The sequence below is a fragment of the Streptococcus mitis genome, from assembly GCF_019929545.1.
Lineage (GTDB): Bacteria > Bacillota > Bacilli > Lactobacillales > Streptococcaceae > Streptococcus > Streptococcus mitis_BU.
Map to the genome: position 1 here is coordinate 25,231 of NZ_JAHZPT010000001.1, position 13,811 is coordinate 39,041.

Below are 13,811 nucleotides of genomic sequence, written 5' to 3' on the forward strand. Positions count from 1 at the left end.
GTGAACCTCTTTTACTGTTTAGATTGGATATCTGTAAAAATGTCATTGTACTTTTTAAGAATAGTGGATTTATTTTTAATGACATAATCGGAATCTTCGGTGGCAATCTTGATTTCTGTCATAGCCTTCATATTTTTATTGGTTTTAGCATTTTTACGAATAGGTCTGATTGTAGTTTCAGTTCCTAGCTTATCTTGGATTTCTTGAGAAAGGAGGAAATCGATAAATTTCTTAGCGTTTTCCATGTGTTTAGCATTTTTGATGATAGCTGCGTTACCAGGTAAAAAGACGGTTCCTTCTTTTGGATAAATAACTTTTACATCAACTCCGTCGTTTAAGAGTTTTAAGGCAGGGTCTTCATAGGTGAGTCCTACAGCCATTTCTCCATCGGCGACAGCTTTGTAAACATTTGAAGAACTAGATGCAATCTTTCCATCTACTAGGGTAAATAGATTTTTCACATAGGTCCAAGCTTGTTCATTTTCGTATCCACCTTGATCAACAAGCATGTTTGTTAATTGAGCAAAGGAGCTAGAAGCATTACTAGGATCAGCAGTAGCGATTTTTCCTTTTAATTTAGGATTGAGTAGATCATTGTAGCCTTCAATTTTAATATCTTTTGTAAGGGATGAATTGGCAATGATAACACTGACATCCAGTGTGTAAGGTGTGTAGAATCCTGTTTTATTTTGATATTCAGGGATTATCTGGTCGTTTTCTTGGGAAATATAAGGTTCAAAAAGATTTTCGTTAGAAGAGAAGAGGGCGTAGGAGCCTCCGAAAATGACATCAGCTACAGGGGATTCTTTTTCGGCCTCAGCTTTTTTGAACAATTCACCAGTGCTGGCTTGTACTAAGTCAACCTTAATACCATATTTTTCTTCGAAGGCTGGGACTGTTTCTTCGATAAGGTCTTCAGGGTTAGGCGAGTAGACAACTAAAGTGTTATCTGAATCTTTTTCAGAGCTAGTTTCCGCTTCTATAGGTGAAGAACATCCTGATAAAGAAAGGAATATCCAGCTACAAGAGAGAAAGAATAGTATTTTTTTCATAAGTATCTCCTTTTTTACGAACATTTTCTCTACCTAGGTTATTAATGTTTTTAAATTGTAGAGTCCTACAGGATATAATAAAAACCTTAAAGAAATCTAAAACGGGGAATATGAGTCAAAGGCGTTAGGGGAAAAAGATGTGAAGAGACAAATAATCGATATAAGTTAATTTCAAGTGCTAGCTAATTTTTTATACTGCTAAATAAGCTGGATTTGGGATTCGGTCTTTCTTGCTATCCAAGTCTAAAAGAACATTTCTCGTCTTTCAAATTCCCTCAAAAATGGTATAATAGTAACATCACAAAATTGGAGAGAGACCATGAGTTTTTACAATCATAAAGAAATTGAGCCTAAGTGGCAAGGCTACTGGGCAGAACATCATACATTTAAGACAGGAACAGATGCATCAAAACCGAAGTTTTATGCGCTTGACATGTTCCCATATCCGTCTGGAGCGGGTCTGCACGTAGGACACCCAGAAGGTTATACCGCAACTGATATCCTCAGCCGTTTCAAACGTGCGCAAGGATACAATGTCCTTCACCCAATGGGTTGGGATGCTTTTGGTTTGCCTGCAGAGCAATACGCTATGGATACAGGTAATGACCCAGCAGAATTTACAGCTGAGAACATTGCCAACTTCAAACGCCAAATCAATGCGCTTGGATTTTCTTACGACTGGGATCGTGAAGTCAACACAACAGATCCAAACTACTACAAGTGGACGCAATGGATATTTACTAAGCTTTACGAAAAAGGATTGGCCTATGAAGCGGAAGTGCCAGTAAACTGGGTTGAGGAATTGGGAACAGCCATCGCCAACGAAGAGGTTCTTCCTGACGGAACTTCTGAGCGTGGAGGCTATCCAGTTGTTCGCAAACCAATGCGCCAATGGATGCTCAAAATCACGGCCTATGCAGAGCGCTTGCTCAATGACTTAGACGAGCTTGATTGGCCAGAGTCTATCAAGGACATGCAACGCAACTGGATTGGGAAATCAACTGGTGCTAATGTAACCTTTAAAGTTAAGGGAACAGACGAGGAATTCACAGTCTTTACCACTCGTCCTGACACCCTTTTCGGTGCGACTTTCACAGTCTTGGCTCCTGAACATGAATTAGTAGATGCTATCACAAGTTCAGAGCAAGCAGAAGCTGTAGCAGACTATAAACACCAAGCTAGCCTTAAGTCTGACTTAGCTCGTACAGATCTTGCCAAAGAAAAAACTGGTGTTTGGACTGGTGCTTATGCCATCAACCCTGTCAATGGTAAGGAAATTCCAATCTGGATTGCCGACTATGTTCTTGCTAGTTATGGAACAGGTGCCGTTATGGCTGTACCTGCCCATGACCAACGTGACTGGGAATTTGCCAAACAATTTGACCTTCCAATCGTAGAGGTGCTGGAAGGTGGAAATGTTGAAGAAGCTGCCTATACAGAGGATGGCCTTCACGTTAATTCAGACTTCCTAGATGGATTGAATAAAGAAGACGCAATTGCTAAGATTGTGGCTTGGTTGGAAGAAAACGACTGTGGACAAGAGAAGGTTACCTACCGTCTCCGCGACTGGCTCTTTAGCCGCCAACGTTACTGGGGTGAACCAATTCCAATCATTCATTGGGAAGATGGAACTTCAACAGCTGTTCCTGAAAGTGAATTGCCACTTGTCTTGCCTGTAACCAAGGATATCCGTCCTTCAGGTACTGGTGAAAGTCCACTAGCTAACTTGACAGACTGGCTTGAAGTGACTCGTGAAGATGGTGTCAAAGGTCGTCGTGAAACCAACACCATGCCACAATGGGCAGGTTCAAGCTGGTATTACCTCCGCTATATTGATCCACACAACACTGAGAAATTGGCTGATGAGGACCTTCTCAAACAATGGTTGCCAGTAGATATCTATGTTGGTGGTGCAGAGCATGCCGTTCTTCACTTGCTTTACGCTCGTTTCTGGCATAAATTCCTCTATGACCTCGGTGTTGTTCCGACTAAGGAACCATTCCAAAAACTCTTTAACCAAGGAATGATTTTGGGAACAAGCTACCGTGACCACCGTGGGGCTCTTGTGGCAAGCGATAAGGTTGAAAAACGTGACGGTTCTTTCTTCCATGTGGAAACAGGAGAAGAGTTGGAGCAAGCACCAGCCAAGATGTCTAAATCGCTCAAGAACGTTGTTAACCCAGACGACGTGGTGGAGCAATACGGTGCCGATACCCTTCGTGTTTATGAAATGTTTATGGGACCACTTGATGCTTCGATTGCTTGGTCAGAAGAAGGTCTGGAAGGAAGCCGTAAGTTCCTTGACCGTGTTTACCGTCTGATTACAAGCAAGGAAATTGTTGCAGAAAACAATGGCTCTCTCGACAAGGTTTACAACGAAACCGTTAAAGCTGTCACAGAGCAAATCGAGTCCCTCAAATTCAACACAGCCATTGCTCAACTTATGGTCTTTGTCAACGCTGCTAACAAGGAAGACAAACTCTATGTGGACTACGCCAAAGGATTTATCCAATTGATTGCCCCATTTGCACCTCACTTGGCAGAAGAACTCTGGCAAACAGTTGCGGCAACAGGTGAGTCAATCTCTTACGTGGTTTGGCCAACATGGGACGAAAGCAAATTGGTTGAAGACGAAATCGAAATCGTTGTTCAAATCAAAGGAAAAGTTCGTGCCAAACTCATGGTCGCTAAAGACCTATCACGCGAAGAATTGCAAGAGATTGCTCTAGCTGATGAAAAAGTCAAAGCAGAAATTGACGGTAAGGAAATCGTGAAAGTGATTAGTGTACCGAACAAACTCGTTAATATCGTTGTGAAATAAGAAATGAATCCTTCAGAGTAGAATCTGGAGGATTTTTTATTTGACAGGAAGTTTCTATTTTGTTAATATAATTAACAAAAGAAAGAGAGATTATGGATAAAAAAGAATTTATTGCATTTAATAATCGTTTCAATAGGTTTATTTTAGCGTTTGAAGAGTTAAAAAAAAATCAACATAAAAGTGGTGTTGACAAATCCATTACGTTGAATGAGGTACATTTGATTGTTGTGATTGGGGAAAATCAGCCCTTAAATCTAGTAAAATTATCTGAATTATTAGAAGTTTCAAGAAGTGCAATAACTCAAAGTGTTAGGAGATTGATTCAAAAAAATTTAGTTGTTTTTGATTTTGATCCGAATAATGGGAAAAATAAATATTTGAGATTATCTGAAAAAGGCATCGAAATTTTTAAAATCCATAAGGAGCAACAAGCATATATTGAAAAATCAATCTTTTCAGTTTTAAACAACTATAGCGAGGTGGAACTTAAAACAGTTGTGAAATTGATGGATGATATTGAAAAGGTGTGGGGAGAATTACCGTGGTAAAAGTCACGGTAAATTTCAAATATAATTGTTAAGTAAATTAACAAAAAGGAGAAGATATGACTGTAAACATAGAACTGATTTCACAAACAGATTTAGCGGATGAATCTTTTTATATTGCTATTAATGGTTTAGAACCAAGGGCAATGTATTGTGTAGAAATGTACCTGTCTGATTATTACTGTATAAATGCTCCCTTGCTTTTAGATCATGATGTTATATGGAAATCAACCGCAATTTTTTTATCTGATCAGGACGGTATGATTGATACCTCTCAGACAGCATCTATTTCGGGATCTTATAAAGGGATTTCAGAAATGGGATTATTCTTTAATGCGAAACCGTTGAAGAATAGGAAAAGGAGATTACCGAGTTCTCTTGATAGAATTCCATTACGAGATTGTTTTGGTGTTGAAATTAAAATCAGGCTAGGGAAAGATGTGGTCGCGGAGCAAAGTTTTGTAAGGTGTTATATGAATCTGGGAGTAAGATATCAAGATATCTATGACAAGCATTTTCAAGGTCGATTATTTTATGATGAAAAGTTAAGAAGGGCGCCAGCCGTGATTATTGTTAGTGGTAGTGAGGGAAGAATTGAAAAAGCTCAGAATATTGCCCAACTTTTATCTTCAAGAGGCTATATTTGTCTTGCGATAGCTTATTTTGGTTTAGAGGGATTACCCCAAAATTTAGAACGAATTCCAATAGAATGTCTGGAGGAGGCGAAAGATTTTCTATATCATCATCCTCAAGTTGATAATACAAAAATAGGAATATATGGTCGCTCTAAAGGAGCAGAACTTGTTCTGGCTGGACAAAGTATTTTGAAAGATGTGCAATGTTTGGTACTCAATTCCCCCTCAAATGTAATATTTGAGGGAATAAAGGGAAAACTCAACTCTCATTCATCTTCTTGGACATATTTACAAAAGGAACTTCCTTATCAAAAATTTCAGTTAGGAGATTATTTGTTAAACAAGTTTTTTGGAAAACATATTCCTGAAGATAGTAGGGCTCAGATTGATGTGAGTAAAATTTCCTCTCCTTTATTATTACTAGGAAGCGATGTTGATGAAATATGGAATGCATCATCCGCGATAGATGATATCATTTCACATTATAAAGGGGAATCCATTTTGTTTAAAAAATACCATGAAACAGGGCATATGTTGACGGTTGCTTATCAACCGAATCATCGTTATCGAAAAGATTGGCGCTTATTAATGAAAGAAAGTGTAGATTCTTGGTTTGCTACGATAAATTTTTTTGATAGACATCTGAAAAATTTGTAGATAGTGCTGAACCGTACTATAATAGTCCCAACTAAGATAAAAATACAGTTTTAGTTGGTAGTTCAGTATACAAAAGCAAACACTAAAACAAGAGAAATTTGAATACAAACAGTAAAAAATAGAGAGAAGCATAAGGAGCATTAACTCACTCACTCCCATATTTGATTATTCCTCCATAAAGTGGATGGATGATTTTTATAAGAGGAATTTGCATTATTGAATAGAAAACCAAGTGTTTCCTAAAATTTTCATTGAGATATGTTATACTATATTCAATAAGTGAATAAGGAGAAAGTTATGCCAGTAAACGAATATGGTCAGATGATTGGTGAGTCAATGGAAGGTTATACACCAGGTGAACTGCCTTCTATTGATTTCTTAGAAGGGCGTTATGCTCGAATAGAGGCTCTCTCGGTAGAAAAACATGCGGAGGATTTATTAGCTGTTTATGGCCCTGATACGCCTCGGGAGATGTGGACCTACCTCTTTCAGGAACCAGTGGCAGACAGAGAGGAACTGGTTACCCTCTTAAATCAGATGTTGGCTCGTAAGGACCGTTTTTACTATGCAATCATAGACAAGGTAACTGGTAAGGCTTTGGGAACTTTTTCTCTCATGCGCATTGACCAGAATAACCGAGTAATAGAAGTGGGAGCTGTCACTTTTTCTCCAGAGCTCAAGGGGACACGGATAGGGACAGAAGCCCAGTATCTCCTAGCTCGCTATGTCTTTGAAGAACTCAACTATCGTCGCTATGAGTGGAAATGTGATGCTCTTAACCTGCCATCAAGACGAGCAGCAGAACGTTTGGGCTTTGTCTACGAAGGAACCTTCCGTCAGGCAGTGGTTTATAAGGGGCGTACGAGAGATACGGATTGGTTGTCTATGATTGATAAGGACTGGCCTCAAGTCAAAGCTCGTTTAGAAATATGGTTGCGTCCTGAAAATTTTGATAAAAATGGACAGCAGTACAAGAGCTTGAGAGAGCTTTAAGAGGTGTTGAGATGATTACTATTAAAAAGCAAGAAATTGTCAAACTAGAGGATGTTTTGCATCTCTATCAGGCTGTCGGTTGGACAAATTATACCCATCAACCAGAGATGTTGGAGCAGGCCTTATCTCATTCATTAGCGATTTATGTGGCACTTGATGGCGATGCTGTGGTGGGCTTGATTCGTTTGGTTGGAGATGGATTCTCATCAGTATTGGTTCAGGATTTAATTGTTTTACCAATCTATCAGCGTCAAGGGATTGGTAGTGCCTTGATGAAAGAGGCTTTAGAGGATTACAAAGATGCCTATCAAGTCCAGCTGGTAACAGACCAGACAGAAAAAAACGTGGGATTTTATAGTTCTTTGGGTTTTGAAGCCTTATCTACCTATGATTGTATAGGAATGACTTGGATAAACAGAGAAAAATAATAAAGCTTGTTTATTCTTAAGCAAAGTTTAAGGATGGTCTAGTATTATATAATTATTAAATAAAGACCTCCTAACTTTATTTAATGAAATCCTAAAACTTTTTTCATCATAATCTCCTAATGAAGTCACCTAATCAGGTGGCTTTTTTCGTGGGTAGGTGATGCTGATAGAAATTTTTTTAAAAATGGTAGAATTTGAGAAAAGTTAAGCTAGTTTTAAGCTTCGTCTTGTATCATATAGTTATTAAATAAAGACCTCCTAACTTTATTTAATAAAATCCTAAACTTTTCTTTTTCATAATAATCTCCCTTAACTCCACCCAATCAGGTGGAGTTTTTTGGCTCTATTTCAGGCTTTTGGGGACTATTTTAAACATCATTTTCCGATAATTTCCGGTCTTTTTCGGATTTTGGTCGGGGAATTGGCGGGGACTTTTTTAGGAAATATGACTAAGAAATAGGTTTGCTGTTACTTCAGCTACTTCAAACTCAATTTGATTGTAAGGGACTGTTAATTGAAGGACTGGAACTGCTGTAATAATGATTTTGCTTGTCCAGTAGTGGCGTATTAAATGAGGAGTGACATGTAAGATTGTCTATTTGTTTACTAAATCAAAATTTCTATGAAATTGATAGAATCCCTAATTTTCTCTTAAACTTGAAAGTCTTGTTGTAAAGTGGTTAAAGCTTGAGAAGCTGAGGTTGTAAAGTTTTGACAAATTTTGTGAACTATGGGATAATGGAGAGGAATTAAGGATTAGTTCTATATCATGGACTAGAAAAGACCCCAAGCTAACTTCCACATTAAGCTCGGGGTCTTTTTTGACACTATCTATCTTTGTTTAGCCATTTATCGACTAAGCGAAGGATGACACCGACCACAATCGGTCCGATGATAGTTTTAAGGATTAGTTCCATCATGGGCTATCTCACCTCCTTTCGTAGGCGGTGTAGCAGTGCCGTAGAATATTATATCACATAAGTGCTAAACTCGGGAGTCACCCAATCAGGTGGAGTTTTTTGGCTCTATTTCAGGCTTTTGGGGACTATTTTAAACATCATTTTCCGATAACTTTTACTTAATCTTATAAACTTTATTGGACAGATTCTAAAGTTGGAGAAGCTGAATTGATGAAGATATAAACCTTTGACAAATTTTGTGAACTATGGGATAATAAAAGGGAATTAAGTATTGTGTCTATATCATAGGCTAGAAAAGACCCCAAGCTCACGTCCAAATAAGCTTGGGGTCTTTTTGACACTATTTGTCCTTGTTTAGCCATTTATCGACTATACGAAGGACGACACCGACCACAATTGGTCCGATGATAGTTTTAAGTATTGTATCCATCATGGGCTATCTCACCTCCTTTCGTAGGCGGTGTAGAAGTGCCGAATAATATTATACCACATATGTGCTAAACTTAGGAGTCACCTAATCAGGTGGAGTTTTTTGGCTCTATTTCAGGCTTTTCGGAAGTTTTCTAAATATCGTTTTTCAATAGCTTTCTCTAAATCTTATAAACTTTATTGGACAGATTCTAAAGTTGGAGAAGCTGAATGGATGAGGATATAAACCTTTGACAAATTTTGTGAACTATGGGATAATAAAAAGGAATTGAGTACTAGTTCTATATCATAGGCTAGAAAAGACCCCAAGCTCACGACCAAATAAGCTTGGGGTCTTTTTTGACACTATTTGTCCTTGTTTAGCCATTTATCGACTAAGCGAAGAACGACACCGACCACAATTGGTCCGATGATAGTTTTGAGTACTAATTCCATCATAGGCTATCTCACCTCATTTCGTAGGCGGTGTAGAAGTGCCGTATAATATTATTCCACATAAGTGTTAAACTCGGGAGGCACCAATCCAGTGGCTTTTTTGTTTGTGGCTTGGATTTTTGATATAATAGAGCCATGAGTAGAATTTTAGATAATGAGATAATGGGGGATGAGGAGTTAGTAGAACGCACGCTCCGTCCTCAGTATTTACGTGAATATATTGGGCAGGATAAGGTCAAGGACCAGCTTCAAATCTTTATAGAAGCTGCCAAAATGCGGGATGAAGCGCTGGATCATGTGCTTTTATTTGGCCCTCCAGGCTTGGGAAAAACGACCATGGCTTTTGTAATTGCCAATGAACTGGGAGTAAATCTCAAGCAGACTTCGGGTCCAGTCATTGAAAAAGCTGGGGATTTGGTAGCGATTTTGAATGACTTAGAGCCTGGGGATGTTCTCTTTATTGATGAGATTCATCGTTTGCCCATGTCAGTGGAAGAGGTGCTTTATAGTGCTATGGAGGATTTCTACATTGACATCATGATTGGGGCTGGTGAAGGCAGTCGCAGTGTTCATTTGGAGTTGCCACCTTTCACTTTGATTGGTGCGACGACTCGGGCTGGTATGCTCTCAAATCCGCTACGGGCACGTTTTGGAATTACAGGTCACATGGAGTATTATGCCCATGCTGACTTGACGGAAATTGTTGAGCGGACGGCAGATATTTTTGAGATGGAAATCACTCATGAGGCAGCATCTGAATTAGCCCTACGTAGTCGTGGAACCCCTCGTATTGCCAATCGTCTCCTCAAACGCGTGCGCGATTTTGCCCAGATTATGGGGAATGGGGTTATCGATGATCTTATTACTGATAAGGCTTTGACTATGCTGGATGTTGACCATGAAGGTCTGGACTATGTGGACCAGAAAATCCTTCGCACCATGATTGAGATGTACGGTGGTGGTCCTGTTGGTCTAGGAACTCTTTCTGTTAACATAGCAGAAGAGCGTGAGACAGTTGAAGACATGTATGAGCCCTACTTGATTCAAAAAGGTTTTATCATGCGGACACGTTCTGGACGGGTGGCGACTGCTAAGGCATATGAGCATTTAGGGTATGAATATATTGAAAAATAAGGCTGAAATTTTAGACTCTTTCAGAGAAAATCCGGATATGATGGCTATTTTGACTATCATCCGAAACCTTGGTCTGAAAGATTCTTGGTTGGCAGCAGGTTCTGTCAGAAATTTTATCTGGAATCTCTTGTCAGAGAGACCAGCATTTGATCTTGAAACAGATGTAGATGTGATTTTCTTTGATCCGGATATTTCTTATGAGGAAACCTTGTTCCTAGAGAAAAAGTTGAGAGCGGATTTTCCTCAGTATCAGTGGGAATTGAAAAATCAGGTCTATATGCACCAGCACAGCCCTCATACTGCTCCCTATAGCAGCTCTTGTGATGCTATGAGTAAGTATCCAGAACGGTGTACGGCTGTTGGACTACGCTTGAATGAAGAATCCGATTTTGAACTCTATGAACCTTATGGTTTGGAGGATATTTTAAATTTTCAAGTTCGTCCAACTCCTCATTTTTTAGAGAATGAAGACCGAATGGAACTTTATCGAACACGTCTATCCAAGAAAAATTGGCAGGAGAAATGGAAAAATTTGATTTTTAAAAATACTTAAGGAAACTTTAAGCTAGGAAGTGTATACTAAGTTCATAAGTTAAGAAGATCTTAACTTAAACTCCTAAAACTTTTTCATAATAATCTCCCTATAAAAAATAGAGTCGCCCAATCAGGCGGCTTATTTTTTTGAAAAATGGGCTTTGTGCCTGAGAATAATACTCAATGAAAATCAAAGTGCAAACTAGGAAGCTAACCGCAGGTTGCTCAAAACACTGTTTTGAGGTTGCAGATAGAGCTGACGTAGTTTGAATTTGATTTTCGAAGAGTATAAATAGCTTAGTGATAGAAGAAAATAGGGAAATATGGTATAATGAAACGATAGATTTTTGAATAGGAATAAGATCATGTTTGGATTTTTTAAGAAAGATAGGGCTGTGGAAGTAGAGGTTCCGACACAGGTTCCTGCTCATATCGGCATCATCATGGATGGCAATGGCCGTTGGGCTAAAAAACGTATGCAACCGCGAGTTTTCGGACATAAGGCGGGTATGGAAGCATTGCAAACTGTGACCAAGGCAGCCAACAAACTAGGCGTTAAGGTTATTACGGTCTATGCTTTTTCTACAGAAAACTGGACCCGTCCAGATCAGGAAGTCAAGTTTATCATGAACTTGCCAGTAGAGTTTTATGATAATTATGTCCCGGAATTGCATGCGAATAATGTTAAGATTCAAATGATTGGGGAAACGGACCGCCTGCCTAAGCAAACCTTTGAAGCTCTGACTAAAGCTGAGGAATTAACTAAGAACAACACAGGATTAATTCTTAATTTTGCCCTCAACTATGGTGGACGTGCTGAGATTACACAGGCTCTTAAGTTGATTTCTCAGGATGTGTTAGATGCCAAAATCAACCCAGGTGACATCACAGAGGAATTGATTGGTAATTATCTTTTTACCCAGCATTTGCCTAAGGACTTACGAGACCCAGACTTGATTATCCGTACTAGTGGAGAATTGCGTTTGAGCAATTTCCTTCCATGGCAGGGAGCCTACAGTGAGCTCTATTTTACGGATACCTTGTGGCCTGATTTTGACGAGGCGGCCTTACAGGAAGCCATTCTTGCCTACAATCGTCGTCATCGCCGATTTGGAGGAGTTTAGGAGGAAATATGACACAGGATTTACAGAAAAGAACCTTGTTTGCAGGGATTGCCCTGGCTATTTTCCTACCAATTTTAATGATTGGGGGACTCTTGCTTCAGATAGCAATTGGAATCATAGCCATGCTAGCCATGCATGAACTTTTGAAGATGAGAGGTCTAGAGACCATGACTATGGAGGGCCTCTTAACCCTCTTTGCCACCTTTGCTTTGACCATTCCCTTGGAGAATTATCTGACTTTTTTACCAGTTGATGGGAATGTGGTTGCCTATAGTGTTTTGATTTCAATTATGTTAGGAACGACCGTTTTTAGCAAGTCCTATACGATTGAGGATGCTGTTTTCCCTCTTGCTATGAGTTTCTATGTAGGTTTTGGATTTAATGCTTTACTAGATGCTCGCGTTGCAGGTTTAGATAAGGCTCTCTTGGCCTTGTGTATCGTCTGGGCTACCGACAGTGGTGCCTATCTTGCTGGGATGAACTTTGGGAAACGGAAACTGGCTCCAACGGTTTCTCCAAATAAAACCTTTGAGGGTGCCTTGGGTGGTATTTTAGGTGCGATTTTAGTAACTATTATCTTTATGATAGTTGACAGTACAGTTGCTCTTCCGTATGGAATTTACAAGATGTCAGTCTTTGCTATTTTCTTTAGCATTGCTGGACAATTTGGTGATTTACTAGAAAGTTCGATCAAGCGTCACTTTGGTGTCAAGGATTCTGGGAAATTTATCCCTGGACATGGTGGTGTTTTGGATCGTTTTGATAGTATGTTGCTTGTATTTCCAATTATGCACTTGTTTGGACTCTTTTAATCAAAAGACGGAGGAAATACTATGCTCGGAATTTTAACCTTTATTCTGGTTTTTGGGATTATTGTAGTGGTGCACGAGTTCGGGCACTTCTACTTTGCTAAGAAATCAGGGATTCTAGTGCGTGAATTTGCCATCGGTATGGGACCCAAGATCTTTGCTCATATTGGCAAGGATGGGACAGCCTATACCATTCGGATCTTGCCTCTAGGTGGCTATGTCCGTATGGCCGGTTGGGGTGATGATACAACTGAAATTAAGACAGGAACTCCTGTCAGTTTGACGCTTACTGATGATGGTAAGGTTAAACGCATCAATCTTTCAGGTAAAAAATTGGATCAAACAGCTCTTCCTATGCAGGTGACCCAGTTTGACTTTGAAGACAAGCTCTTTATCAAAGGATTGGTTCTGGAAGAAGAAAAAACATTTGCAGTGGATCACGATGCAACGGTTGTGGAAGCAGATGGTACTGAGGTTCGGATTGCACCTTTAGATGTTCAATATCAAAATGCGACTATCTGGGGGAAACTCATTACTAATTTTGCAGGCCCTATGAACAACTTTATCTTAGGGGTTGTTGTTTTCTGGATTTTAATCTTCATGCAGGGTGGTGTCAGAGATGTCGATACCAACCAGTTCCATATTATGCCCCAAGGGGCCTTGGCTAAGGTGGGAGTACCAGAAACGGCACAAATTACCAAAATTGGCTCACATGAGGTTAGCAACTGGGAAAGTTTGATTCAGGCTGTGGAATCAGAAACCAAAGATAAGACGGCCCCGACCTTGGATGTGACTATTTCTGAAAAGGGGAGTGACAAACAAGTCACTGTTAGTCCGGAAGAAAGTCAAGGTCGTTACCTTCTAGGTGTTCAACCGGGGATTAAGTCAGATTTTGTATCTATGTTTGTAGGTGGTTTTACAACTGCTGCTGACTCGGCCCTCCGAATTTTATCAGCTCTGAAAAATCTGATTTTCCAACCGGATTTGAACAAGCTAGGTGGACCTGTTGCCATCTTTAAGGCAAGTAGTGATGCTGCTAAAAATGGAATTGAGAATGTCTTGTACTTCTTGGCAATTATTTCCATCAATATTGGGATTTTTAATCTTATTCCGATTCCAGCCCTGGATGGTGGTAAGATTGTGCTCAATATCCTGGAAGCCATTCGCCGCAAACCATTAAAACAAGAAATTGAAACCTATGTCACCTTGGCCGGAGTGGTCATCATGGTTGTCTTGATGATTGCTGTGACCTGGAATGACATTATGCGACTCTTTTTTAGATAATCGAGGAATAT

The 13,811-nt window shown here is 39.5% G+C and carries 14 protein-coding genes; 10 read left to right on the plus strand and 4 right to left on the minus strand.

Features of this window, described 5'->3' with window-relative positions:
• Positions 1-11: 11 nt before the first annotated feature.
• On the minus strand, positions 12-1,052 hold the full coding sequence (locus K1I71_RS00205; protein ID WP_223329864.1) for an ABC transporter substrate-binding protein: 1,041 nt from the start codon (positions 1,050-1,052) through the stop codon (positions 12-14).
• 319 nt (positions 1,053-1,371) lie between these two features.
• Here K1I71_RS00205 and leuS point away from each other — a divergent pair, with 319 nt between their 5' ends.
• From leuS to K1I71_RS00230, 5 genes are all read left to right on the plus strand, one after another.
• Positions 1,372-3,873, plus strand: a complete 2,502-nt coding sequence (leuS, locus tag K1I71_RS00210) for a leucine--tRNA ligase (protein ID WP_049499484.1) — start codon at positions 1,372-1,374, stop codon at positions 3,871-3,873.
• Positions 3,874-3,965: 92 nt separating this feature from the next.
• Positions 3,966-4,421 (plus strand): MarR family winged helix-turn-helix transcriptional regulator, encoded by a 456-nt coding sequence (locus K1I71_RS00215; RefSeq protein WP_223329865.1) that lies wholly within the window; start codon positions 3,966-3,968, stop codon positions 4,419-4,421.
• Between the two features lie 56 nt (positions 4,422-4,477).
• Entirely contained in the window at positions 4,478-5,710 is a 1,233-nt protein-coding gene (locus tag K1I71_RS00220; protein WP_223329866.1) for an acyl-CoA thioesterase/bile acid-CoA:amino acid N-acyltransferase family protein, read from the plus strand.
• 297 nt (positions 5,711-6,007) lie between these two features.
• The gene (locus K1I71_RS00225) at positions 6,008-6,703 is read left to right on the plus strand and encodes a GNAT family N-acetyltransferase (RefSeq protein WP_223329867.1); all 696 of its coding nucleotides are present in this window, start codon (positions 6,008-6,010) and stop codon (positions 6,701-6,703) included.
• A gap of 11 nt (positions 6,704-6,714) precedes the next feature.
• Positions 6,715-7,131 (plus strand): GNAT family N-acetyltransferase, encoded by a 417-nt coding sequence (locus K1I71_RS00230; protein WP_223329868.1) that lies wholly within the window; start codon positions 6,715-6,717, stop codon positions 7,129-7,131.
• A gap of 827 nt (positions 7,132-7,958) precedes the next feature.
• Here the strand turns inward: K1I71_RS00230 and K1I71_RS00235 are convergent.
• The 3 genes from K1I71_RS00235 to K1I71_RS00245 all read right to left on the minus strand — a co-directional run bounded on the left by K1I71_RS00235 (position 7,959) and on the right by K1I71_RS00245 (position 8,918).
• A complete protein-coding gene (locus tag K1I71_RS00235) occupies positions 7,959-8,051 on the minus strand; it encodes a type I toxin-antitoxin system Fst family toxin (RefSeq protein WP_000970294.1) in 93 nt (30 codons plus the stop codon).
• 340 nt (positions 8,052-8,391) lie between these two features.
• Positions 8,392-8,484 (minus strand): type I toxin-antitoxin system Fst family toxin, encoded by a 93-nt coding sequence (locus tag K1I71_RS00240; protein WP_000969508.1) that lies wholly within the window; start codon positions 8,482-8,484, stop codon positions 8,392-8,394.
• 341 nt (positions 8,485-8,825) lie between these two features.
• The gene (locus K1I71_RS00245) at positions 8,826-8,918 is read right to left on the minus strand and encodes a type I toxin-antitoxin system Fst family toxin (protein WP_000970382.1); all 93 of its coding nucleotides are present in this window, start codon (positions 8,916-8,918) and stop codon (positions 8,826-8,828) included.
• 132 nt (positions 8,919-9,050) lie between these two features.
• Here K1I71_RS00245 and ruvB point away from each other — a divergent pair, with 132 nt between their 5' ends.
• The 5 genes from ruvB (at position 9,051) to rseP (ending at position 13,800) form a co-directional block, all read left to right on the plus strand.
• The gene (gene ruvB, locus K1I71_RS00250; RefSeq protein ID WP_025169652.1) at positions 9,051-10,049 is read left to right on the plus strand and encodes a Holliday junction branch migration DNA helicase RuvB; all 999 of its coding nucleotides are present in this window, start codon (positions 9,051-9,053) and stop codon (positions 10,047-10,049) included.
• Positions 10,030-10,602 carry a nucleotidyltransferase family protein gene (locus tag K1I71_RS00255; protein WP_223329869.1) on the plus strand — a complete coding sequence of 191 codons (573 nt, stop codon included), beginning with the start codon at positions 10,030-10,032 and terminating at the stop codon, positions 10,600-10,602. Before ruvB ends, K1I71_RS00255 begins: the two co-directional genes overlap by 20 nt.
• Positions 10,603-10,948: 346 nt before the next feature.
• Positions 10,949-11,707 carry an isoprenyl transferase gene (locus K1I71_RS00260; RefSeq protein ID WP_004255202.1) on the plus strand — a complete coding sequence of 253 codons (759 nt, stop codon included), beginning with the start codon at positions 10,949-10,951 and terminating at the stop codon, positions 11,705-11,707.
• 8 nt (positions 11,708-11,715) lie between these two features.
• Complete coding sequence (locus K1I71_RS00265; protein WP_000189854.1) at positions 11,716-12,519, plus strand: phosphatidate cytidylyltransferase; 804 nt, start codon at positions 11,716-11,718, stop codon at positions 12,517-12,519.
• A gap of 21 nt (positions 12,520-12,540) precedes the next feature.
• Positions 12,541-13,800 (plus strand): RIP metalloprotease RseP, encoded by a 1,260-nt coding sequence (rseP, locus tag K1I71_RS00270; RefSeq protein WP_223329870.1) that lies wholly within the window; start codon positions 12,541-12,543, stop codon positions 13,798-13,800.
• Positions 13,801-13,811 lie beyond the last annotated feature (11 nt).

Excerpts from the sequence above, each read along its gene's own strand:
- K1I71_RS00205 (WP_223329864.1), bottom strand. The coding sequence starts at position 1,052 with ATGAAAAAAATACTATTCTTTCTCTCTTGTAGCTGGATATTCCTTTCT.
- leuS (WP_049499484.1), top strand. The coding sequence starts at position 1,372 with ATGAGTTTTTACAATCATAAAGAAATTGAGCCTAAGTGGCAAGGCTAC.
- K1I71_RS00215 (WP_223329865.1), top strand. The coding sequence starts at position 3,966 with ATGGATAAAAAAGAATTTATTGCATTTAATAATCGTTTCAATAGGTTT.
- K1I71_RS00220 (WP_223329866.1), top strand. The coding sequence starts at position 4,478 with ATGACTGTAAACATAGAACTGATTTCACAAACAGATTTAGCGGATGAA.
- K1I71_RS00225 (WP_223329867.1), top strand. The coding sequence starts at position 6,008 with ATGCCAGTAAACGAATATGGTCAGATGATTGGTGAGTCAATGGAAGGT.
- K1I71_RS00230 (WP_223329868.1), top strand. The coding sequence starts at position 6,715 with ATGATTACTATTAAAAAGCAAGAAATTGTCAAACTAGAGGATGTTTTG.
- K1I71_RS00235 (WP_000970294.1), bottom strand. The coding sequence starts at position 8,051 with ATGATGGAACTAATCCTTAAAACTATCATCGGACCGATTGTGGTCGGT.
- K1I71_RS00240 (WP_000969508.1), bottom strand. The coding sequence starts at position 8,484 with ATGATGGATACAATACTTAAAACTATCATCGGACCAATTGTGGTCGGT.
- K1I71_RS00245 (WP_000970382.1), bottom strand. The coding sequence starts at position 8,918 with ATGATGGAATTAGTACTCAAAACTATCATCGGACCAATTGTGGTCGGT.
- ruvB (WP_025169652.1), top strand. The coding sequence starts at position 9,051 with ATGAGTAGAATTTTAGATAATGAGATAATGGGGGATGAGGAGTTAGTA.
- K1I71_RS00255 (WP_223329869.1), top strand. The coding sequence starts at position 10,030 with ATGAATATATTGAAAAATAAGGCTGAAATTTTAGACTCTTTCAGAGAA.
- K1I71_RS00260 (WP_004255202.1), top strand. The coding sequence starts at position 10,949 with ATGTTTGGATTTTTTAAGAAAGATAGGGCTGTGGAAGTAGAGGTTCCG.
- K1I71_RS00265 (WP_000189854.1), top strand. The coding sequence starts at position 11,716 with ATGACACAGGATTTACAGAAAAGAACCTTGTTTGCAGGGATTGCCCTG.
- rseP (WP_223329870.1), top strand. The coding sequence starts at position 12,541 with ATGCTCGGAATTTTAACCTTTATTCTGGTTTTTGGGATTATTGTAGTG.